Here is a 22,438-nt window from a genome sequence, read left to right as displayed (position 1 = left end):
CTCAGGAAACGACAAAACAATGGATATTCAGGAAATCAAAGGTCAAGACTACTGTATTCAATACGATCCAAAATCGGTGACAGTCTGTTTCCAAGGCGAACTCAGCTTAGATGGAGCGCCAGATTATAAGCCAATCGTCGATCTATTAGATGAGGTAGCTAATCCCGAACCGCCTACTATTACCTTGAACCTAACAAAATTGGATTTTGTTAATAGTTCTGGTATTAATATGCTGTCTAAGTTTGTGATTAGTGTACGGAAAAAGAAAACGATTCAACTTTTGGTAGTGGGTTCACAAGATGTTCCTTGGCAACAGAAATCTCTCAAGAATCTAGAAAAGCTATTGCCAACTTTGAAGTTACAATTGGAGTAGGTGATGTGTAATTTTTAAGCACAATTAATTATTTTCACGGGACGCCCGTGCCACACTTATTTTCACGGGACGCCCGTGCCACAATTTATCATAAATTTGGATGCTTATCAACTGTTTAAGTTTGTTGTACTGGCAGTTCAATGATAAACTCGGTTCCCTTCCCCAATTCGGACTCGCACCTGAGCGTTCCTCGGTGATTTTCTACTAGGATTTTGTAGACAATAGATAATCCTAAACCAGTACCTTTACCGATCGCCTTGGTGGTAAAAAACTGCTCGAACATTCGTTTTTTTACCTCTGCTGTCATTCCCGATCCCGTGTCAGAAATCCTGACTCTGACGCAATCTAGCCCAGCGAGTTCTGTGCGTATCGAAATTCTTAGGGCTGGATCGGGCTGATTTTTTGCTGCCTCGTCCAAAGCATCGATCGCGTTACTAATTAGATTCATAAATACTTGATTTAGTTGTCCGGCATAACACTCTACACCAGGCAATTTTTCATAATTTTTAACTATTTGAATCTCGCGACGGTCTTTTTTAGCATTGAGACGGTTACGCAAAATTAGGATGGTGCTGTCAATACTGTCGTGCAAATCGCACAGGTTCATGTTAGTGTTATCTGTTCGCGAAAAGCTGCCCATGGATTTGACTATTTCGCGAATGCGATCGGAACCCATGTGCATGGAAGACATAACTTTAGGCAAGTCTTCAACTAGAAATTCGAGATCGATGTCTTGGATTTGATCTTTTATTTCGGAACAGGGGTTGGGATAGTGTTCTTGATATAGACGCAGCAGGTTCAGTAAATCTTGGGTATAAATTTCGGCATGGCTCAAGTTGCCGTAAATAAAACTAACTGGGTTATTAATTTCGTGGACGATACTTGCCATTAGGGCTCCCAGGGAAGACATTTTTTCGCTGTGGAGGAGTTGAGCTTGAGTTTGCTTGAGTTCGCGAAGTGCGCGATCGATTTGGGCTGCTTGAGCTTCGGCTTTGGAGGTGGCTGCACAGCTTTCTTGATAGAGTTCAACCTGTTTGAGGTCGATTTCAAATTGTTCGATTTCGCTTTCTTGCTGGTACTGACTCACGACGGCATCGAAAGCTGCTAGCAATTCGCCACCGGCAGCTTCGATAATGTACTGTAGATGGGGATTCTCCTGCCTGAGTTCGGTGTCTGGAACTTGCACTAATGCTTTTATGCGATCGATATATTCGCGCAGTTGCTTGTCTAGATACAGCGGCGCCTCAAAATACATCGCTTTGACGGTGGGTGAAGGGGGACTCGCCAAGTTGATGCTGCTGTCAGTATGAATTAAATCGTGGTGAGATTTTTCCATAAGCTCGATCGCCTCTAACAAATTTCCGCGCAGTTTGGCTCTTTCTGGCGCATTCCCAGAGCCAACTAACCTCATGCAAAAAAATGCCGATCGCTGGGAAAGCATTCGCTGGCGGCCGCTGATGTTAATTACCGCTGCACTAACTTTTCTGGCTGTCGTAATTTCTTCCAGATTAAAGTAGTTTCTCAGTGCCGCCATTCGTAATACTCCAGAATCAACTAAATGTTTGTAGCTCGTGCTGATACAAGATTGTATAACCATAAAAAAAATTGTACAATACAGCAAGTAATATATGCTGTCTTTACTATTAAAGTAGTATACTTTAATACAATTATTTTTTATTGCTTGCTTGTAGCAGAAGAAAGAAGGAAAAAGAAGGAAAAAGAACAAGAATAAGCAATCAACTGCATGGGGAAAAGGCTATTCAGAGTGTTCTAACCGTCGAACGTGCCATATCATAATTTTCTAGAATTTCGCTTGTTGCAAAGGTTTTCTTAATTATCCAAAAATTTACTAATCAATTTTGCGATAATTTGAGCTTGAGTTTGCGGCAACCCGTGAGTGGCGTTGGGAATAATTGCTAACTCAGCTCCCGGTATCTCATTGGCGTAGGTTTGACAGTGCCATAGAGGAATTGTTTCGTCGCTATCTGCTGCAATGACTAAGGTAGGAATTTGCAATTTGTGAATTTCTTTTTCTACTGTGTCAACGGCGTCTTCTGGTCGCATCCGGCTCATTAAAAATGACCTTGCTACTGGTTGATACATTAGCTCCCTGCGCCACCCGGAAATTTCTTGCAATTTCTCACTTTTCCCCGCTAATCTAGCAAAAGGTTTTGCTAGCTGCAAGGCCCAATCAACGGCGGGTGTTTCCCACAGCAATGGTCGCAAAGCATCGTACTGACCGCAAAAACTGTCGTCCCGGATTCCCGCAGGTGCTGCTAACACTAAACTGCTGACAGATTTGGGATATTTTAGGGCGTATGCAGATGCTACCCAACCGCCAAAAGAATGTCCGATGATGCCGCATGGTTCGATGTTTAGTTGTTGTACAACTTGCCGCACAAAAGCAACTTCTACAGCTACGTCGTATTGGATTTGTGGTTTGCTGGATTCTCCAAAACCTAACATATCTAAACTGATGCACCGAAATTGAGATTGCAATAATTCAATTAAGGGTAGCCAGCAAGTCTTTTCTCCGAAAAAACCGTGAAGCAGCAATAAGGTTGGGCCGCTCCCGATGTCGAGGTAGGTGGCTGTTTGGCTGTGGCTATTGACAAATGTACTTAATATGTGCTTGTGTGCTACTGCTTGAGACTGCATGGGCGATCGACTCCTGATCAGAAGGAAGAAGGAAGAAGGAAGAGGGAAGAAGGAAGAGGGAAGAGGGAAGAGGGAAGAGGGAAGAGGGAAGAAGGAAGAAGGAAGAGGGAACAGTGCCCTTCGGCTTCGCTCTAGGTAAAAAGAGGGAAGAGGGAAGAAGGAAGAGGGCTTTTTTTATTGTCGTGAGAGAAGGAAGAAGATATACACGGCAGGCTTGAGCGCGATCGGCATTTTACTTTTAATGAGGTGGATTTACTTAATTTAAGCAATACTTGTAAATAATTGTAACAAAAGAGCAGTCCAAAGGTTAAACTTCATTACAGAGTACAGAATTAGAAATAGAGCGTGATAGTCTCTATTATTATTTCAAAAATACTGCAAACTCAAAGCAGGAGAACACTTTGAACTCTACTTTAAAACGTTACCCGGCTTGCTCCCTGCGCGAAGATGTCAGTGAGTACGTAGCACACCTACAGCTTCACATGACTTTACAAGCTCGAAATTTGCTCCCTACGATTACTACTGCTAAGGACAGCCGCGAACAACTGTTGCAGCAGACTCAGGCTCATTTTGAGAAGCGTGTTTCTCGCCAATCTCTTTAAAGAATTTTTCGGTTTCCCAATTGTTACGATCGCCCGCGATCGATTTTCCCCCAAGTTTTCAGGGCATCCCAGAAACCCGGTATCTTCAAAAATATCGGGTTTCTTTTCGCGGAATAGGCAGGAGACGCGGTTTTGGGTAAGATGCGTTGAGTATGCTTTAGTTTTATGTTTATGCGAATTCCGATTATTGCATTTTTGAGTTTGGCGGCGGTGGCTGGTGGGGAATTGGCGGCGCGGGCGATCGATGCGACAGTCGTACCGAGTGAGGTGGAGGTTAGAGAAGGAAGCGGAGAAGTTGACAGGCGAGACGCCTATTCCACAAGGGCGCAGAGGGAGGAGGATGAGGTAATTGGTGATAACTTAACGTCAAACCCACCGTCTCTCTTGTTTGTAGCCGAGTTTCGATCCCCCCTAACCCCCCTTAATCAGGGGGGGACAAGAGATATTCTCAAAGTCCCCCTTAATCAGGGGGGGACAAGAGATATTCTCAAAGTCCCCCTTATTAAGGGGGATTTAGGGGGATCTAGACTCGACTACAAGCGACATTTATTATCGGTTTCAGTCTTAAGTTCTCATCAATCGGATGAGGTGAGTGCAATTGTGCGGGATTTGCCAACATCTGATGAGATTGCTGTTGCTCCTGAAGTTCGATCGCCCTCAGCCCAGGACGATCGCCATAAAGATTTTACATCTCTGTTACCAACTGCGGGGACGATCGCCACCAAAGCCGAAATCCCGGAAGCAGTCAACGGCAACGCGCAACAGCTAGGCGGTACTCTACCAATCAGTCAAGGGAGAAATGTTGAGGGCGTTTACGTTGCAGAGGTGAAAATTCGCTTTGTTAATTCCCGAGGCGAAGCTGTTGATAAAAAAGGGAATCCGATTAAGGGGAGAATTTCGGAAGATTTTATCCGAGGCGAGCTCAAACTTAAGGCGGGGGATAATTACAGCCAGCAAGTTGTACAACTCGATTTACAACAGTTGCAACAGTTGGGATTGTTTGACAAGGTGACGGTTTCTACTGAAGAAGTTGGGACGGATATTAATGTAATTTACAATGTCGAAGAGCGATCGGCTCGTTCTGTTGGGGCGAGTGTCACTTTGAGTGATGATGTTGGTGTGGCTGTTCCTCTTTCCTATGTCGATCGTACATTCGGCACAAACGGCCAGCGGTTGTCGGTGGAAATTCAGCCCAGCCTCCGAGGTGTGGAGTACGATGTGCGGTTTGTCAGCCCTTACGTTGCGGCAGATGACCGTTTGGGATACAGTGTGAGAGCTTTTGGCGATCGCAGAATCTCGGAAATTTTCAACAAGGATATTAATTTGCCCAATGGCGATCGAGTTCGAGAAATTCGGATGGGCGGAAATCTCGCTGTTACGCGGCCTTTGGGCGATTGGCGGGGAACTTTGGGACTGAATTATACCAATATCAGCACGCGCGATCGCAATTTAAATCTTGCCCGCCGGGACGTACTCGGCAATCCTCTCACATTCAGCGGTGCGGGTGTTGACGAATTGTATACTGTTTCTTTTGGCGCTACGCTCGATCGGCGAAACAATCCATTCAACCCAACCAGCGGCTCGATTCTCAGCCTCAGTACAGAACAGTCGATACCTCTCGGACGCGGCAACATTGTGAGCAACCGACTGCTAGCAAATTATATACAATATGTACCAGTAACTTTGCTGGGCATCAGCGAGTCGGAAGCTTTGCCAGAAATGTTGGCTTTTAATCTGCAAGGGGGAACGGTAATTGGAGATTTGCCACCGACGGAAGCGTTTCGCCTGGGCGGCCGCAATTCTGTGCGGGGCTACGACGGCGGGGAAATTGGCAGCGGGCGGAGTTATTTTTTGGCTTCCGGCGAGTATCGGTTTCCGGTTGGTAGGGATGTGGGTGGCGTGATATTTGTTGATTTTGCGTCGGATTTGGGAACGGGTGACAGCGTGTTGGGAAAACCGGCGGTAGTCAGGGATAAACCGGGGACTGGGGCGGGTGTTGGTTTGGGTGTGAGAGTGCGATCGTCCTTGGGATTAATTCGCTTGGATATGGGTGTCAGCGATGACGGGGAAATCAAATTTGTACTCGGTACAAAACAGCGATTTTAAATAGTTGATAGTTGTAGGGGCGGTGCCCCCGTGCCCGCCCTCTTCGTTGACAGTTGACGATAAAGGTACAAAGGTACGTTGTTGCGCTTCAGCGCTCTTTCCTGATATTTATGAAGAGCGCTGAAGCGCAACAACGTACCTAATTTGTTTTAGGCAATTGAAAATTGCTATATTTAGGCTCGTAACTGCTTAACGCTTTGGTTTCTTCATATCCATCAGTTTCGGTTTCACCGCCGGAGTGCGCGGATAAAACTTAAACTTATTGAGCGCCGCACTTGCCGATTTGGCCACACCGCTATCTGTATCTCGCAAAGCTCTTTGCAAGAGCGGAATCACTTTTTCAGACTTAATCATTGCTAGTGCTTCCACAGCAGCTTCGCGCACTTCCGGGTTGAAATCTTGAGCTAATTTACCCAAGGTTTCTATGGCTCGCTGACCGTCGGTTCTCAAAGCATTAGCCGCACCCATTTTACCTAAAGCAGACGCTGCAAATTTGCGAGTTTCTGTGTCCTGACTTTGAACGCATCCCATCAACTGCGCCACCGATGAGTAGTTTGGTGTTTGTCTGGGAGATTCAAGCGTTTGTCTGATTTCGAGTTGTTCTAAATCAATTGATTGTGGTTCGGAAAATTCTGTGTAATTTAACTCTTGTTCAACTTCAGGTTGATTGAACTCAGGTTGATTGAACTCAGGTTGATTGAACTCACTTGATGGTTCTTCTTGCCAAACTTCTTGTTGTGGTAAATCCGATGTAAATTCTGTTGGATTTAACTGACTGAACTGTTGCTCCGGGATTTCTTGTTGTTGTACATTACTCTCGTATTGCTCTTGCAAAGACCTGATAGTAGCTTGCATCTGAGCTTCGCGAGCTTGAAACTGCTCGTGAGCGGCTTGCAACTGACTTTCGTATTGCTGTTGCAAAGCCTCCGTCGTTGATTGTATGTCAACTTCGCTGTTCCCATATTGCGAGGCAGCTTGTCTCAATTGAATTTCGTGTTGTTTTTGCAGGTTTTGAAAATGTTCATCCATCTGAGCTTGATAACTGTCATGCAATTCGTCAGAAAGTGTGAGTATATGACGTTCGTGTTCGGCTTGCAAAGATTGTATATTTTCCTGAAGCCTAGCATTGTGAGCGGCCTCTAATTCCTGGGTGAATTGTCGCATCTGCTGCTCGTGGGCGCCTGCAACTTGTTGGAGCCGATCGCGTTCTGCTAAAACTTGTTGGAGTCGATTTTCGTATTGAGTCGCAACTTGTTGAATCTGATTTTCGTATTGAGTTGTAACTTGTCTGAGTAAATTTTCGTGTTCAACAGTAGCGCTTCTAAACCGATCTTCTCCTTCTCGGTGTGGAGATTCGGTAGTTTGTTGCATTCGAGATATCTGAGCTAGTTCTATATCCTGAGCTATTCTGCGAGTTTGCAGCAAGTGTTCTTGCTTTTGCTTGTGCAACCGCTTTTCCACTAACCAGTAAGCCGCTGCTATCCCCGCCAAAAAACCTACGATCGCTCCTATGATTTCCACAACTGAGCTCCTCCGGACAATATAGTGATGCTGGACTTGTTACAATTTAACCATACAGCCGGGAAGTCCCGCGCTCTACCTGTACAATCCGTGAGCGTCGGGATCAAAGGCGAGCGAGTTGACGATTACAGCCGAGCCGCACAACGCGCAGCGTTTGAGGTTTGAGGCTTGATGAGAAAACGAGCCAACTTATTGACAACCGCAAAATCCTTGTGTTAATTTTTTACCAGAAACACCGATAGCCGATAAATGCCGAAAGCTTACAAGTTCCGAATCTATCCCAGCGCCCACCAGCAACAGTATTTTGCTGGTGCTTTTGGCTGTTGTCGATGGTTTTGGAACTATAGTTTGAATAAGAGCCAAGTAACCTACAAGGAAACTGGTAAGGGATTGAGCAGATTGGCTATTCAAGGTATGCTACCAGCGCTCAAGAAGGAATACCCTTGGTTGAAAGATGGGGCATACTCACAAAGCTTGCAAGTAGTAGCACTGAATCTATCAACTGCTTACAAAAACTTCTTTGAGAAACGTGGTGGGTTTCCTAGCTTTAAATCCAAGCACAACAGGCAATCTGTCAGCTATCCCCAGAATGTGAAAATTCTGGAGGACACTATAAAATTTCCGATTATTGGTGAAGTCAAAGCCAAGATTCATCGCCAGTATGATGGCACGATCAAAACTGTAACGGTATCCCAAAACCGAGATGGTTCGTATTTTGCATCGGTACTTGTTGATGATAAAATTGTCACTCCAGATGCTAATCTCGAAGGAAAAGCAATTGGCTTAGATGTTGGGCTAACTGATTTCTTGGTCACGTCTAACGGCTCTAAGTACAAGCATCCTAAAGCAACCGCTAAACATCGTAAAAATCTGAAGCGCAAGCAACAGAAGCTAAACCGAAAAGTCAAAGGCAGTAACCGACGGAATAAAGCCCGGAAGTTAGTAGCCAAGGTGAATTCTAAAATCAAAAGAGTGCGTGAGGATTTTCTGCACAAGCTATCCCGCAAGATAGTCAACGAAAACCAAGTAATTGTAGTAGAAGATCTAAATATCAAAGGAATGGTAAGAAACCATTGCCTAGCCAAAGCTATCTCTGATGCTGGCTGGGGAATGTTTGGAACAATGCTTAAGTATAAAGCCGAGGCAGAAGGCAAGGTCTATTTAGAGATTGACCGATTCTTTCCTAGCTCCAAAACTTGTAACCATTGCTTGTTCAAAGTTTCTAAAATGAATTTGAAAATACGCCAATGGAAATGTCCTAAGTGTGATTCTGTGAATGATAGAGATATCAACGCAGCGCTAAACATTAGAGACGAAGGCTTGCGGTTTTTGGCGTTGGGAATCAGCGCTACTGCCAGTGGACGCAATGTAAGTCAACCCGGAAGAATCTCGGTTCTTTCGGATGCTGTTGCGGTGGAAGCTGGAAGCCCACTCTCTACCGCAAGGTGAGAGTTGGGTAATTCACCCATATAGCCTCCTATAACCGCCCAAGAGCAGCAGCCAGACTGTCACTCCCAGCCAGTGAATCACCACCGCAGGCCAGATGGAACCGATGAGCAGGTATGCGATGGAGCACGCTACTCCCAAAACAGCGGCGAGTAGCAAAAACACGGGATTCTTGACATACCTCCTCGTCCTGAAGGAGCGAGGATTCCTTGACGCTTCACAGCAATGTGCTACCGAAGTAGTCTTACCCTCGCTCTGCGTCCGTTTAGAGTCTCCCAATGCCCTGTGGCGACTATGTTTCATTGTACTCAAGCCTAAAGCTTATTGTCTTCAGGGATGTAGTTAAACATTGCCCCTCGGAACTGTCTAGGTACGCTCTCATCGTAGCTATTTCAACGTGTCTTGAGCCTGTAGACTTCTCTATTTTAGCACAAAGCCGTCCTAAAAGGACGGGGTTTTAAACCCATTTTTCTGATAAAGGTCGATCGACCAACAGGATAAAAAGTCAGCGCGTTGAGCGGGTGGTAAGCTACAAACAGCACCAAACTGGAGCATCCCCAAAACCACAGCATTAGCCCAGAAGGATTCTCGAAAGCGTGCGGGAGCATTAACACGCGGAAAAATACTTCTTCAGTCAGCCCCGGAGTTAACAAACAGCCCGCGAGCACTCCCGCAATTATCGGCCCGGAGGTTTGCACGTCTACTTTGATAAATCCCGACCAAAAACCGATGGGAAGTGCGATCGCGCTATAAACTAGCACCAGCAGAGCTACAACCAGCCAATCGGTGAAATCGGGAATAGTTGAAAAAGCGTGGGTGAGGCGGCGTGCTAGCAAGTCGAAGGGAAGAAGCGAGAATAAAGAGAGAAAAGGAAGCATCTCAGTTTTTGCTTTTATAGTGCGAGCGTCCCCGCTCGCTTGGTTCTATCAACAAGCGAGCGGGGACAGCACTCAAACACAAAAAATGCTTTTTACAACAATGAGATACTACCGTTTATTTTAAAGCTTTTAATCGATCGAATAACTGAGCAACTTTGGTCAAATCTTTATCTCCCGGCGCTATTTCTACGCCGCTCGAAAGGTCAACACCGCTGAAGTTATTGCCGATCGCGCGATCGATCGCATTTAAAATATTATCCGGTGTTAAGCCGCCCGCCAGCAGCCAAGGACAAGCTGGTTTAAACTCTGCTAACATCATCCAATCTATAGTTTTGCCAGTACCGCCAAGTTGAGCCGGATGGTAAGCATCCAACAGTAAAGTATCGACACGCAGGGCGTAAATTGCAGCGGTGGCTAACGTTTCATGACTCTTAACTCTCAAAGCTTTGATAATTTCAATTCCCGGCAAAAACTCGCGCAGCCGATCGCAATATTCCGCTGTTTCATCTCCGTGCAGTTGCACCCCACTTAAATTTGACTCTGCCGTTACTTGACAGATATTTTCTATTGTGGTATTTGCAAACACGCCAATGCGATCGACATTTTTCGGCAACTGTTCGACAATCAGGCGAATGGTTTCGGGGCTGACATAGCGCGGGGAAGCGGGTACGCAGATAAACCCCAAAGCTTGGGCTCCCAAACGGGCGATCGCCATTCCCTGGTCTAATTTAGTGATTCCGCAAATTTTTACCCGCACTCTTTTTCCTCTGTGCTGAATTTGTATCAAAATATAAACGAATTGTTAACTATTAAAACAAATCTTAGTTTAATGCAAAATACTTTTTATAATTTTCTAAATCAATTAATCTGTGAAATCCGGAGCATATAAACATGATTAACTCATCTTTGCTGTTAGCCGTACCATCTGCCACTGCCTTAACGGTGGAGTGGACACCAATGGTAGGACTGACAATGATTATATGCAACTTGCTGGCGATCGCGATCGGCTACTACGGCATCAACAAACAAAACCGAGGCAAGGGCCCAGCTTTACCCGTTGCAGTCCCTGGAATGTTCAAAGGCTTCGGCATCCCAGAATTGCTGGCCACAACCAGCTTGGGCCACTTGCTCGGGGCAGGAGTAATCTTGGGCTTGGGTAACGCCGGAGTGCTTTAAAAATCACGGTTTGGGAAAGGCAAGGGTTTGAAAAGATATAATAGAAATTCATTCTTCCTCTCCTTTCCCAGGAAACTTTCATGCAGACAGGTTGGCGAATCGGCTCTTTATTTGGCATCCCGCTACTCATAGATTATTCGTGGTTTATAATTTTAGCCCTAGCAACCCGCGAATACGCCAGCAGTTACCGATTGTGGGGATCTGCGCTCTCCTGGAGTGCCGGGTTCGCAATAGCTTTGCTACTATTTGCTTCCGTACTGTTGCACGAATTAGGGCACAGCTTGGCGGCGATGTCGCAAGGCATTAAAGTTAATTCTATTACTCTATTCTTATTTGGCGGAGTAGCTTCGATCGACTCTGAATCAAAAACTCCGGGTCAAGCTTTTCAAGTAGCTATTGCTGGCCCTCTCGTCAGCTTTGCGCTGTTTTTAATCCTCGGTTTGGGTTCTCAAGTTTTCCCCCAGACAAGTTTGCTATCAATTATTACAGAAAAAGTAGCAGTAATCAATCTAGTTTTGGGATTATTTAACTTGATTCCCGGGCTGCCTTTGGACGGAGGACAAGTTTTAAAAGCAGCAATTTGGAAAATCACTGGTTCTCGATTTGCCGGCGTGCGTTGGGCTGCAAAAACAGGACAAATTTTGGGTTGGTTGGCTGTTGCTTTCGGTGTCAGTTTATGTTTGTTAGCGCGCCAGTACGGCGGTTTGTGGATGGCGCTGATCGGCTGGTTTGCGATTCGGAATGCTAGTAGCTACAGTCGCTTTACTTCGTTGCAAGAAGCGCTGCTCAAAACTAAGGCCGCCGATGCAATGAGCCGCGAGTTTCGAGTTGTCGATGCAAATTTGAGTTTGCGAGAATTTGCCGATCGCTATTTGCTAGAAGTCAATCCCTTTCCATTTTACATCGCTGCGACCAACGGGCGGGATTTGGGCTTAGTGTCGATCGACGATATCCGCTGCACAGAGCGCAGTCAGTGGCAAATTCAGACTTTGCACAACATTTTGCAACCCCTGGAAAAAACCCCCACAGTCTCCGAAAAAGCATCCATTGCAGAAGTAATTAACAGCATGGAAGCCCGCCAACTCCCGCGAATCCTCGTCCTTTCGTCCATTGGTGCAGTCGTAGGGACGATCGATCGGGGCGACGTGATGAAAGTTATGGCAAAATACCTCAAACCCAAGATTTCCGAAGCTGATATCAAGCACAGCAAAGAAGAAAACAGTTATCCGCAGGGATTGCAGTTAAGTGCGATCGCTAAAACCGTACAAGAAAATTAATTTAAAATGGGGCATCAATAATCCAGATTAGTCACAATTTCAGGTTTCATTCAGTTGACAGTTGACAGTTGACAGTTGACAGCTTGATAGCTTGATAGCTTGATAGCTTGATAGCGACATCTACCTAGAAGGAAGAGAATTGGAATAATGAATAGTCTTCTTTTTTTAAAGTTATCCCGATGGGGGGAGAGGCTTTAAACCAATTATTTCTGCTAAATAGGCGTGCATAAATAAACTCAACCTAAAAAGCTAATTTCCTTGCTGTCAGGAACTTATGACCCACGGTATTGTTCTGTTAATTATGACCGCCTACATAGCACATTTTTTTGTCCAAGATGGTTAAAACAAAAATTCTTATGCCCAATCTTTTTAAGATATTTCATCAATTGGGAGAGAAACGTTGTAGTTGGAAAAAGTTAAGTTTTTCCTTACCCTTCGCTGATTTACAACCTCTTGCCGTCACCTGCATTGTCGTGACAGGAACTCTCTTAGGAGTGCGACATTTAGGTTGGTTGCAGCCCTTGGAATTGAAGGCTTTTGACTTGATGGTACAGTTGCGCCCCGATGCAGGCCCTGACCCGAGGTTGCTAGTAGTGACAGTCACAGAACTGGACATTCATACTTTTAAGAAATGGCCAATCTCTGATGGAGTTTTAGCGAAGGCGATCGCCTCCATAGCGCGTCTCGAACCCGTCGCTATTGGTCTGGATATAATCCGCGATATCCCCTACGAACCAGGAAACGCAGAATTGGCAGCTCAATTCACAAACCCCAAACTCATCCCGATTACTTTCATCGGCAAGTCAGAGTACGATCGCGCTCTACCACCTCCCAACATACCCAAAGCACGGATAGGATTTAACGATTTAGTAATCGATCCAGACGGCATAATTCGCCGGAGCTTGATCTTTCGTTCCAACGGACAATCCACTCTCAGCTCATTTGCGCTCCGGCTGGCTTTCAAATATATTGACAGTAAAAAAATTCCTTCAACACTCACAAAAGATCAAGAAATAAAAGCAGGAAACACAGTCTTTTCGCGACTGCGATCGGACTCAGGAGGTTATCAGACAATTGACACTGGAGGCTATCAAATCTTGCTCAATTATCGCTCTCCTGAAAATACGGCAAAAACCGTGACACTCACTCAAGTTTTGGAGGGAAAACTAGACCCCGAATTGGTGAAGGGTAAAATAGTGATAATCGGGGTTACAGCCCCAACTACAAAAGATGTCTTTTCTACCCCTTACAGCGCCACTGCCAGCGACAACCGCATGATGCCTGGAGTCTTTATTCATGCAGCGGCAACTAGCCAAATTATTAACGCAGCTTTAGATGGCAAAAATCTATTTTGGTTTTGGGATGAATGGCAAGAAATGCTCTGGATAGCTGTTTGGGGAGCAGTTGGCGGCTGTTTAGCTTGGCGGCTAGAAAATACGATCAATTTCATAGTCAGCGCGATCGCGCTTGGCTGCATATTATGGGGATTCACATTTTTTCTATTCACTCAACAGGGGTGGATATCACTGGCCTCACCGACACTAGCACTTTCGATCGCCCCAGCAGTTATCATCACATACAAGTACCAGCAGTCAAAGCAGCAGCAAGAAATTGTGATGAAATTATTAGGACAGCAAACCTCACCGGCGATCGCCAATGCCCTGTGGAAAGAGCGCGTCCATCTCCTCCAGTCGGGCCTATTGCCGGGGCAAAGACTAACTGCTACAATGATCCTGACAGACTTACAGGGCTTTAGCACTATTTCCGAAAAATTATCCCCAGAAGTAGTAATGCCTTGGTTAAATGAATATTTATCAGCAATGGCCGAGGAAGTGCAAAAACATCATGGGGTGATTAATAAATTTACTGGAGATGGAATGCTGGCTGTATTTGGTGTTCCTATCCCCCGCACAACTCCCGAAGAAATTGCCGAAGATGCTCGCCTTGCGGTATCTTGCGCCCTAGCTATAAGTGCGTGCTTACCAGCCCTGAATCAAAGTTGGATCGATCGCGGTTTGCCGTCGGCAAAAATGCGAGTCGGAATTTTTACAGGGCCGATAATGGTGGGCAGTTTGGGAGGCAAAACCCGTTTAGAATATGGAGTAATCGGCGATAGTGTCAATATCGCTTCTCGCCTGGAAAGCTGTGAAAAAGATCGGCAAGAGGACACCTGCCGCATTTTAATTGCCGAAGAAACCTTAGTGCATATTCAAGGAAAATTTGAGGTAGAATCTTGGGGAGCTTTACCTTTAAAAGGCAGGGAGCAAAAAGTTAATGTCTATCGCGTCTTGGGAGGAGAAAGATCGTCCAAGTAAAAATAGACAACATATCTTACAAACATCATGCAAATCCTAGAAAAAAAATGACTAAATTTACACTAAAATCCCTCGTCTTTAGTTCCATATTGTTGATAGGAGCATTTAATGCTTGCCAATTTGCAAGTGTGGGACAGCCAACGCCAGATAATGTGGGCCAGCCGCGCAATACTGTACCGGGAGGGCCGCGCTTCGCTCAGCCCCGTGAAGATATGGAGCAATCGCCCCCTCGATCGCCCAGATCGACGACGCGCGGTAACTGTCGCAACAGCGAGCTAAATGCAATAAATCTCACAGGCTTAGTCCCTCAAAATAAAATCTCACGAACTGTTTCCGAATATCCAACATTCTTTTTCTACTTGCCTCCAACAAGGGCGGAATCAGCCGAATTTATCCTACTAGATCCAAGCGGCAAGCAGATTTATAAACAGACTCTCAAAGTTGCCAATTTATCAGGAGTAATCGGCGTTAGTATCCCCGCTAACAAGAATGTGCCTCCCTTGGAAGTAGGCAAAAAATACACTTGGAATTTTACAGTGATTTGCGAGGCTGAAGAGAGATCTGCCGATCTGCTCGAAATTGGTACTATACGGCGAGTTGATCTCAGTGCAGATATCCGCAGTGAATTAGAAAAGGCAGATCCGCGGCGGAAAACAGCTATTTATGCTGAAAATGGGATTTGGCAAGATGCTCTCAGCAATTTAGCTGCTGCTCGTCGCGATCGCCCTTCGGATACAATGCTGGATGCTGATTGGGAAAGCTTGCTAGATGCAGTGAAATTGACCAAAATTGCCAAACAGCCGATCGTCCAAGTGCAAACTGAGCCAAAACCATAAGCTCTACAGCATTTAAATTTAACTTTTTGGGTGTTGCCAAGAGCGCCCACCCCACAAGCATGATACCAAAAATCTTTTGTGGAACGGCCATCTTGGCTGTTCCCAAAAGATGAGGTACGTTGTTGGGCTTCAGCCCTCTTAGTAACAGTATTCGTAGGGTGCGTCGCCACCAACAATCCCTCAAAAAAATCGACAATTTCACGGCATCGACCTGTAGGAGATTACAGATTAAATTCTATAGAATTCTTTCAGCTATCAACAAATAGATTTTTTTTGAGTCAATTCCCAAATATCCTCCCATTCCTCCTCCGAAAGCGGCCGCACCTCCAAATCAATATCAAAACAGCGACAAGCCGCCGCACTCAAAGCATCAATTACAGTTGCAATCAAATCATCTCTCCCTTCAGATAGAGGTAATTTCACAGGAATTAATTCCTCCCCAAAAACCTGAGAAAACAAACCAATATCCGGCTGCAAACGCATCGAACCATGCTGCAAAATAGCATCACCACGGCGCAATTGCGCGCTACCAATTAACTTGCAGCCATCAACCGTCACCAAATCCGCACCCGTCGCCGTACCAAAACAATTGGGATTGTGAATGTAACCGCGCCCAGCTTCCCCGTAGTGCAAATCCACACCGATCGCCCGCCAACCTTCAATCAAAAACTCGCATATAGTGTGATAAGCTTTCAAGCGGCTGCTCTCAAATCCCGACGCCACAACTGCATAAGTCAAATCCCCTTGGTGGAGCACAGCGCGCCCACCGCTAGGGCGTCTCACCAACTCCAGAGGCTGTCCCTCCCAAGATAGCTGCTGCCAAAATTCCGGCCAGCGCTGCTGGTGGTAGCCCAAGGAAATCGCCGTCGGTGCCCAGGTGTAAAATCGCAGAGTTGGCGGATTTTCCCCCGCTAGATGCTTTTCTAACAGCCATTTGTCGATCGCCATCTGCACCCTACCAGACGCCGACAGCAGCGGAATTAAACGCCATACAGAATTAGCCATTAGCCCCCATTCCTGAGTTTATACTCAATAAGTTCGCAGGATGTTTTAAAATTAGAAACAGTTTTTTGTGCCTGTCTTTTAATTTGGTGCAAGTTTAACGCCCGCCCGTGCTTTAAAAATAATCAGGAAAAATCATCGTACAACCATGAGCAACAGTGTAATTGTCATTAACGACGAAAAATTTGAAACAGAAGTCCTGAAAGCAGAGCAACCAGTGCTTGCCTATTTTTGGGCATCTTGGTGCGGGCCTTGCAAACTCATCGCGCCCTCGATCGACTGGCTGGCTGCCAACTACAGCGACCTAAAAGTGGTTAAAATGGAAATTGACCCCAATCCTAATACTGTCAAACAGTATAAAGTAGAAGGAGTTCCAGCACTCAGACTGTTTAAAAATGGCGAAGTAGTCCTTTCCCACGAAGGAGCTATTACCAAACAAACATTGCTCGGTTTGCTAGAAGGTCACTTATAAAATTTTGAAATGATTCGGGAGTTTCCAACTCCCCACCCACAACTAGATCCATCCCCAATAAATTTTCAACATCTCTCCTTTCTCTTCAATCTCTCTCTTCCTCTGCGCCCTCTGCGCTCTCTGCGGTTAAAAAAAAATGTCTGAAAAACATCAAAAATAATCAGTTTTCAGCAATTTTAAATGATTGATTAATATCAAGAAAAATACAAAAAATATGCAATTTGCCAAACGTTTACAACCCCTAAAATTTAATGTATTTGCCGATATGGATCGAGCAAAATCCCTCGCCAGAGCCGCCGGACAAAATGCGATCGACTTGTCTCTGGGTTCTTCCGATTTGCCTGCGGCTGCTCACATTACAGATGCGATCGCCAATTCCCTATCAGATCCTAGCACCCACGGCTATTTACTGTTTAACGGAACCCGCTCTTTCCGGGAAGCAGCAGCTTCCTGGTACGAGCAAAAATTTGGGATTTCAGTCGATCCAGAAACAGAAGTGCTGCCGCTAATTGGTTCCCAAGAAGGCACCGCGCATATGCCTTTAGCTGTGCTCAACCCCGGAGATTTTGCTTTGCTGCTAGATCCGGGCTATCCTTCCCACGCGGGAGGTGTGTATTTGGCGGGCGGTCAAATTTACCCGATGCCCCTACTAGCAGAAAATCAGTTTTTGCCTGTTTTTGAAGATATTCCGATGCCCGTCTTGGCTCAGTCGAAGATGATGGTTTTGAGCTATCCTCACAATCCTACAACTGCGATCGCCCCGCTGGCATTTTTTGAGAAAGCAGTGAATTTTTGTCGCCAACACGAGCTCGTTTTAGTTCACGATTTCCCCTATGTGGATTTGGTGTTTGACGATTCCGTAGGGGCGGTGGATGGTGCGCGCCCGCCCTCCGATATCCAGGAATTTCGTAAATTGATGGCGCCGTCGATTTTTCAAGCCGATCGAGATAAGAGTGTGGCGATCGAGTTTTTCACGCTATCAAAATCCTACAATATGGGAGGCTTTCGAGTTGGATATGCGATCGGCAATCCCGAACTAATTACAGCCCTGCGACAAGTAAAAGCCGCCGTAGACTTCAACCAATATCTAGGGATTTTGAACGGAGCCAGCGCGGCATTAACGGGCCCCCAAGATAGCGTCACCACCAGCGTCGAAACCTTCAGAAAACGCCGGGATACCTTTGTAAATGCGCTAAGGGCGATCGGCTGGGAAGTGCCCGTACCCCCCGCCACCATGTACGTTTGGGCGAAACTACCAGCACCTTGGGCGTCGGATTCGGTGAAATTTTGCACTCAGCTAGTACAGAGTACAGGAGTCGCAGCATCCCCCGGCGCCGGTTTCGGGAAATCAGGAGAAGGCTACGTGCGATTTGCCTTAGTTGAGTCACCTGAAATTTTGGAAGCAGCGGTTAGAAAAATTGCGGAATTTCTCAATTAATTGCTCAGTTAAAAAGATTGTATTCATGCACTCTCCTCTCTTGAAATTATCTGCGTTTATCTGCGTTTATCTACCTATATCTGCGGTTAATTTATCAATCCAAGATTTATTAAATCATCTCGTGCCGGCTCAATTAACCGCAGTAAGATTCGTTCGTAGTGCGGACTTCAGTCCGCAGCCTGAGTATAAGTAGATGAAACTAACGAAAAATTACCAGAAAGAATTGGTTGAAAGCAAGAAAGCGAGTGAGGAAGAAATTAAAATCAGACTATTCATTACTCCAATCCTCTTCCTTCTAGGTAGAGGTCGCTCTCAAACTGTCAACTGTCAACTGTCAACTGTCAACTGTTGAACAATTCTTAAAAGTAGCCCTACTCCTGGGAATTGGTATAAGTTGAAAATGCTAGAACTGAGGCACACCTAATCAGAAACCGGGTTTTTCACAAAAAAACTTCGTTACAGCCAATCAAAACCCTAAAAACCCGGTTTCCAGCAGTCGGAATGCGTAAGTATTCTCTCGTTATCTCTACCTAACGGAATAGATATTTACCAGTAATATCTGTCACAATTTATGTTGAAATATTAACGCGAGACATCTTGGGAATTGCCAGTTCCGCTCACCCACTCTAAAAATCCTTGAAATGAACTCTGTCGGGGTAGCGATTGTTCTGTAGCTGCGATCGCACATCCCAAAAATACCACGCTTCCCAAAATTGCCAGTAACGGAAAATGCTTGCCCAGCCCAAAGTCCCGCTGAAGGCGAGCTAACGGCCTGCTCTCGCGCCTGAGCATCTTTCCCACCGTCAGTTGTTTGAGACTAAAAGGATCGCGGACAAAATGGCCGCTCCAGCTAATTACCATATGAGAATGGCAGTGGGGACAGGTGAATAGTCCGCTGACCATTCCGACTGGGCCCACGACGCTGGAACGGTTGCAAATCGGGCAAGTGACAGAATGAGTGTTATAGGTGGGAGCGTTCATAACTGCTTTTCTTGAGTAAAAAACCAACAACCAATTGAGAGCCTGCGTTAACGCCTAGGGCATATACCTTCATAGGCACTTTATCCTTAATTCCTAGTTTACAGCGGCGATCGGGTCGATCGGAGCTCACTGCTTGGGAAAACTTTCAAATTGCCAATCTCGTAACGAGTGCAAATCGGGAACACAGGTGAGATTGTATTGCAGCGGAGTAACGGTAATTTTATTGTCGCGAATAGCTTGTACGTCTGTAGGAATATCATGCCAAACTGCCGATTCGGAGGTTTCTTCCACATCTTCTAACAATTCCCCAGCCAGCCAATAATAAGTTTTGCCGCGCGGATCGGTGCGCTTTTGAAATATGTCGAAATAGCGGCGAATGCCTTGACGGGCGATCGCAACTCCGGTAATTTCTGCTTGTGAGACTGCTGGTATGTTGACATTCAACAGTGTCGGTTTTGGCATTGGCTGTTTTTCCAACTGTCGTAGCAAGGTGACAGCGAAATCCACCGCCGGCCCAAATTCCTGCGAAGTATAGCTGGCGAGGCTGAAAGCAATGCTGGGAATGCCTTCCATAATTCCTTCCATCGCAGCCGAAACCGTCCCCGAACAGATGATGTCCGTGCCTAAATTCGGCCCGTGGTTGACGCCAGCAAGGACAAAATCGGGCGGTTTGTCAAGTAAAGCCCACAAAGCTAGTTTAACGCAGTCGGCGGGAGTACCCGAACAAGCCCAAGCTTTGACGGCGGGGTCAAAAACAGATTCGACAATTTCGGCGCGGATGGGTTGGTGCAGTGTAAGGCCGTGTCCGGTAGCGGAGCGCTCTCTGTCGGGACAAACAACGCTCACAGAGTGACCGGCGGCGGTGAGAGCGTTGGCGAGGCTGCGGATGCCTTGTGCAAAGATGCCGTCGTCGTTGCTAATTAAAAGTTTCATTGAAATTTTTAGAGGCCTGAGAATAATCTTAAACTAGATTCAAGTAGGGCGATCGGTTTTACTTGCAATTATCTATTACCTATTACGCATTAAGCAGCCACCGGGTGCATCTCAGTTTTGCTTTTAACAGTGCTGTCCCCGCTCGCTTGGTTCTATAAGCAAGCGAGCGGGGACAGCACTGTTGTAAAAAGAAATGTTTTTTGCAAACAAAAATGAGATGCTCCCCAGCGATCAATCTAAAATCTACAAGTCAGCCACACCAAAATTGCGCTAAACTCAGCTTGGCCCAAAATCGCCATCAATCTAAAATCTAAAACCTAAAATCTAAAATCAAAATGACTGTCCAGCTCAGCGACATTGAAACTCAACTAGAAACCCTGGGCCAAGAGTCCAAAAGTGCGATCGCAAGTGCGAATACCCTCGAACAACTCGAACAGTTACGCCTTGGCTACCTAGGCAAAAAAGGCCAACTCTCTCAAATTTTAGGCATGATGGGCAAACTGTCGGCAGATCAGCGGCCCAAAGTAGGCGCGATCGCCAATACCGTAAAAGAAGCCCTACAAGCCGACTTAGAAGACAAGCGCGCCGCTCTCCAAACCGCCCAAATAGAACTCAAATTAGCCTCAGAAACCCTTGATGTTACCATGCCGGGGATTTTTCGCCCTCAAGGTCGAATTCACCCCTTAAACGCCGTCATAGACCGCGCTCTCGATATTTTTGTCGGCCTCGGCTACACCGTCGCCAACGGCCCGGAAATGGAAACAGATTATTACAACTTCGAGGCGCTCAACACTCCGCCCGACCACCCGGCGCGGGATATGCAAGATACATTTTACCTGCCAGGTGGCGACTTGCTGCGGACTCAGACATCATCCGTGCAAATTCGCTACATGGAACAGCACAAACCGCCGATTCGGATTGTCTCTCCCGGCCGCGTTTATCGCCGCGATACTGTTGATGCTACTCACGCGGCAGTTTTCCACCAAATTGAACTTTTAGCTATTGGTGAAAATCTGACATTTACTGACTTGAAAGGCACAATTAAAGAGTTTTTGCGACAAATGTTCGGGCAAGATTTGCCGATTCGTTTCCGCACGAGTTACTTTCCGTTTACAGAACCTTCTGCTGAAGTTGATTTGCAGTGGAACGGCAAATGGCTGGAAGTTTTGGGCTGCGGTGTAGTAGATCCTAATGTTCTTAAAGGAGTCGGTTTAGATCCAGAAAAGTATACTGGATTTGCAGCCGGTTTTGGGGTGGAGCGGTTCGCTATGGTACTTTATGAAATTGATGACATTCGCCGGGTTTATGCTAGCGATTTACGATTTTTGCGGCAGTTTTAAGTAGTGGCTTGAGGTCGGTTTTACTCTGAAGGTACGTTGTTGCGCTTCAGCGCTCTTTAGCTAATATTAGAAAGAGCGCTGAAGCGCAACAACGTACCTAATTTGTCTGACGACAATAAAACCGCCCTGGGTTTTACTCTGACTGTAGGGGTTTTGGTTAATGTAGATCGATGTTTTGAGTTTCGATCGACCTGACAAGGCGAAAAAACCTAATATCCTGTCCGAAGAGAGCGAGCGCCGTAAGCTTGGTTTGTAGTGAGGACTAAAGTCCTCGGGAAAAGAAGGACTAAAGTCCTCACTACAAACCTACTGAGTATGATTTATTTTCTACTTGCTAAAAGCACCTTTGATACTGTCAACAGCGCGCTCCACAGCATTCTTTGTGTTATCTACTGCTTTCTGTGTGCGAGCTGAATCTTCTTCTGCTCTTTTCTCAATTGTAGCTGCATCTTTCTTGGCTTTGCGCTCGACTACACTACCATCTTCTGATGCTCGATCGACTTTAGCAGCATTTGTCTTGGCTGTTTCCTTCACCTTCTCTTCTGTATCTCGGATGAAGTTCTTGGCTCTTCCGGCATCTGTGCTGGCTTTGTCTTGAACTTTATCGCCTATATCTGCTGCTGCGATCGAGCTTACAGCAAGAGAAGCCATTGCTGCGGTGTTCGAGAAAAATGCACCCTGCCAAGCAAATGCCATCGCTGACACGCAAAGCACAGTTGCAGCCAGATAGCGCCCGAGAGTCGAAAGCCGTTTGGTAAAATAATTCAGTTTCATAGAGTACAAAATGAGATATAACATCCTATTTGTACTCGATTGGCGCGATCGGCTAAACCATTCTCCAGATAGAGGTTATCCTGCGCCCACTTCTTAGAAAAAATCCGTCTTTTGATAGATTGAAGCAAAAAACGTCAGTCGATTTGAGATTTGAGATTTGACTCCACAGCCGAGATTTGGGGATTCAACACTCTATTTTAGATTTGTTATTTGGTAATTGCTCAACCCCCTTGACAAGAAGACGAGATAGACATTAGATAAAGGAATGGAAAAACTCCCCGACTTAAAACAACTATCGAACGAGGCAAAA

At 45.9% G+C, this 22,438-nt stretch carries 22 protein-coding genes; 12 read left to right on the top strand and 10 right to left on the bottom strand.

Features of this window, described 5'->3' with window-relative positions:
- Window positions 1–19: 19 nt before the first annotated feature.
- Window positions 20–373, top strand: a complete 354-nt coding sequence (locus JGK14_RS16470) for a slr1659 superfamily regulator (protein ID WP_293185925.1) — start codon at window positions 20–22, stop codon at window positions 371–373.
- A 115-nt stretch (window positions 374–488) separates the two neighbouring features.
- On the opposite strand, the gene JGK14_RS16465 is transcribed toward JGK14_RS16470, so the two are convergent.
- Window positions 489–1,970, bottom strand: coding sequence for an ATP-binding protein (locus tag JGK14_RS16465; RefSeq protein WP_293216743.1), 1,482 nt, complete (start codon window positions 1,968–1,970; stop codon window positions 489–491).
- Window positions 1,971–2,203: 233 nt separating this feature from the next.
- Window positions 2,204–3,031, bottom strand: a complete 828-nt coding sequence (locus JGK14_RS16460) for an alpha/beta fold hydrolase (RefSeq protein WP_293193466.1) — start codon at window positions 3,029–3,031, stop codon at window positions 2,204–2,206.
- On the opposite strand from JGK14_RS16460, the gene JGK14_RS16455 reads away from it, so the two are divergent.
- The 3 genes from JGK14_RS16455 to JGK14_RS16445 all read left to right on the top strand — a co-directional run bounded on the left by JGK14_RS16455 (window position 3,030) and on the right by JGK14_RS16445 (window position 5,739).
- On the top strand, window positions 3,030–3,170 hold the full coding sequence (locus JGK14_RS16455) for a hypothetical protein (RefSeq protein ID WP_293185919.1): 141 nt from the start codon (window positions 3,030–3,032) through the stop codon (window positions 3,168–3,170). The genes JGK14_RS16460 and JGK14_RS16455 overlap by 2 nt on opposite strands.
- Window positions 3,171–3,432: 262 nt before the next feature.
- Window positions 3,433–3,633, top strand: a complete 201-nt coding sequence (locus tag JGK14_RS16450) for a hypothetical protein (protein ID WP_293155365.1) — start codon at window positions 3,433–3,435, stop codon at window positions 3,631–3,633.
- A 171-nt stretch (window positions 3,634–3,804) separates the two neighbouring features.
- Window positions 3,805–5,739 carry a BamA/TamA family outer membrane protein gene (locus tag JGK14_RS16445; protein WP_293226061.1) on the top strand — a complete coding sequence of 645 codons (1,935 nt, stop codon included), beginning with the start codon at window positions 3,805–3,807 and terminating at the stop codon, window positions 5,737–5,739.
- Window positions 5,740–5,928: 189 nt separating this feature from the next.
- Here JGK14_RS16445 and JGK14_RS16440 read toward each other — a convergent pair whose 3' ends face one another.
- Window positions 5,929–7,260: a HEAT repeat domain-containing protein gene (locus JGK14_RS16440; protein WP_293317073.1), complete on the bottom strand. Its 1,332-nt coding sequence runs from the start codon at window positions 7,258–7,260 to the stop codon at window positions 5,929–5,931.
- Window positions 7,261–7,509: 249 nt separating this feature from the next.
- On the opposite strand from JGK14_RS16440, the gene JGK14_RS16435 reads away from it, so the two are divergent.
- Complete coding sequence (locus JGK14_RS16435) at window positions 7,510–8,709, top strand: RNA-guided endonuclease InsQ/TnpB family protein (protein WP_293204848.1); 1,200 nt, start codon at window positions 7,510–7,512, stop codon at window positions 8,707–8,709.
- 12 nt (window positions 8,710–8,721) lie between these two features.
- On the opposite strand, the gene JGK14_RS16430 is transcribed toward JGK14_RS16435, so the two are convergent.
- The 3 genes from JGK14_RS16430 to JGK14_RS16420 all read right to left on the bottom strand — a co-directional run bounded on the left by JGK14_RS16430 (window position 8,722) and on the right by JGK14_RS16420 (window position 10,341).
- Window positions 8,722–9,009, bottom strand: coding sequence for a CPBP family glutamic-type intramembrane protease (locus tag JGK14_RS16430; RefSeq protein ID WP_325315277.1), 288 nt, complete (start codon window positions 9,007–9,009; stop codon window positions 8,722–8,724).
- Between the two features lie 122 nt (window positions 9,010–9,131).
- Window positions 9,132–9,584: a CPBP family intramembrane metalloprotease gene (locus JGK14_RS16425; RefSeq protein ID WP_293204844.1), complete on the bottom strand. Its 453-nt coding sequence runs from the start codon at window positions 9,582–9,584 to the stop codon at window positions 9,132–9,134.
- Between the two features lie 115 nt (window positions 9,585–9,699).
- Window positions 9,700–10,341, bottom strand: coding sequence for a phosphoribosylanthranilate isomerase (locus JGK14_RS16420; RefSeq protein ID WP_293196565.1), 642 nt, complete (start codon window positions 10,339–10,341; stop codon window positions 9,700–9,702).
- Window positions 10,342–10,475: 134 nt separating this feature from the next.
- On the opposite strand from JGK14_RS16420, the gene psaK reads away from it, so the two are divergent.
- From psaK to JGK14_RS16400, 4 genes are all read left to right on the top strand, one after another.
- A complete protein-coding gene (psaK, locus tag JGK14_RS16415; protein WP_293177824.1) occupies window positions 10,476–10,760 on the top strand; it encodes a photosystem I reaction center subunit PsaK in 285 nt (94 codons plus the stop codon).
- An 80-nt stretch (window positions 10,761–10,840) separates the two neighbouring features.
- The gene (locus tag JGK14_RS16410) at window positions 10,841–12,037 is read left to right on the top strand and encodes a site-2 protease family protein (RefSeq protein WP_293177826.1); all 1,197 of its coding nucleotides are present in this window, start codon (window positions 10,841–10,843) and stop codon (window positions 12,035–12,037) included.
- Window positions 12,038–12,393: 356 nt separating this feature from the next.
- The gene (locus JGK14_RS16405) at window positions 12,394–14,352 is read left to right on the top strand and encodes a CHASE2 domain-containing protein (protein ID WP_293204840.1); all 1,959 of its coding nucleotides are present in this window, start codon (window positions 12,394–12,396) and stop codon (window positions 14,350–14,352) included.
- Window positions 14,353–14,399: 47 nt separating this feature from the next.
- Window positions 14,400–15,188 (top strand): DUF928 domain-containing protein, encoded by a 789-nt coding sequence (locus JGK14_RS16400; RefSeq protein ID WP_293177831.1) that lies wholly within the window; start codon window positions 14,400–14,402, stop codon window positions 15,186–15,188.
- 255 nt (window positions 15,189–15,443) lie between these two features.
- Here the strand turns inward: JGK14_RS16400 and JGK14_RS16395 are convergent, their stop codons facing one another.
- Complete coding sequence (locus tag JGK14_RS16395; RefSeq protein ID WP_293177834.1) at window positions 15,444–16,193, bottom strand: lipoate--protein ligase family protein; 750 nt, start codon at window positions 16,191–16,193, stop codon at window positions 15,444–15,446.
- A gap of 145 nt (window positions 16,194–16,338) precedes the next feature.
- On the opposite strand from JGK14_RS16395, the gene JGK14_RS16390 reads away from it, so the two are divergent.
- Together JGK14_RS16390 and JGK14_RS16385 are read left to right on the top strand one after the other, a co-directional pair.
- Window positions 16,339–16,662 (top strand): thioredoxin family protein, encoded by a 324-nt coding sequence (locus tag JGK14_RS16390; protein ID WP_293216752.1) that lies wholly within the window; start codon window positions 16,339–16,341, stop codon window positions 16,660–16,662.
- 214 nt (window positions 16,663–16,876) lie between these two features.
- Window positions 16,877–18,100 (top strand): LL-diaminopimelate aminotransferase, encoded by a 1,224-nt coding sequence (locus JGK14_RS16385; protein WP_293216755.1) that lies wholly within the window; start codon window positions 16,877–16,879, stop codon window positions 18,098–18,100.
- Window positions 18,101–18,682: 582 nt separating this feature from the next.
- On the opposite strand, the gene JGK14_RS16380 is transcribed toward JGK14_RS16385, so the two are convergent.
- Both JGK14_RS16380 and surE read right to left on the bottom strand, forming a co-directional pair.
- Entirely contained in the window at window positions 18,683–19,081 is a 399-nt protein-coding gene (locus JGK14_RS16380) for a hypothetical protein (protein WP_293193473.1), read from the bottom strand.
- A gap of 126 nt (window positions 19,082–19,207) precedes the next feature.
- A complete protein-coding gene (gene surE / locus JGK14_RS16375; RefSeq protein ID WP_293196557.1) occupies window positions 19,208–20,014 on the bottom strand; it encodes a 5'/3'-nucleotidase SurE in 807 nt (268 codons plus the stop codon).
- Window positions 20,015–20,349: 335 nt separating this feature from the next.
- Between surE and pheS the strand changes: the two genes are divergently transcribed.
- Window positions 20,350–21,354 (top strand): phenylalanine--tRNA ligase subunit alpha, encoded by a 1,005-nt coding sequence (gene pheS, locus JGK14_RS16370; RefSeq protein ID WP_293177846.1) that lies wholly within the window; start codon window positions 20,350–20,352, stop codon window positions 21,352–21,354.
- Window positions 21,355–21,681: 327 nt separating this feature from the next.
- On the opposite strand, the gene JGK14_RS16365 is transcribed toward pheS, so the two are convergent.
- Entirely contained in the window at window positions 21,682–22,128 is a 447-nt protein-coding gene (locus tag JGK14_RS16365) for a hypothetical protein (RefSeq protein WP_293177849.1), read from the bottom strand.
- Window positions 22,129–22,438 lie beyond the last annotated feature (310 nt).

This window comes from Microcoleus sp. PH2017_28_MFU_U_A (assembly GCF_020738035.1).
In the GTDB taxonomy this organism is placed as follows: domain Bacteria; phylum Cyanobacteriota; class Cyanobacteriia; order Cyanobacteriales; family Microcoleaceae; genus Microcoleus.
The sequence above is the reverse complement of the archived record's forward strand: the minus strand, read 5'-3'. Positions and strand labels throughout refer to the sequence as shown.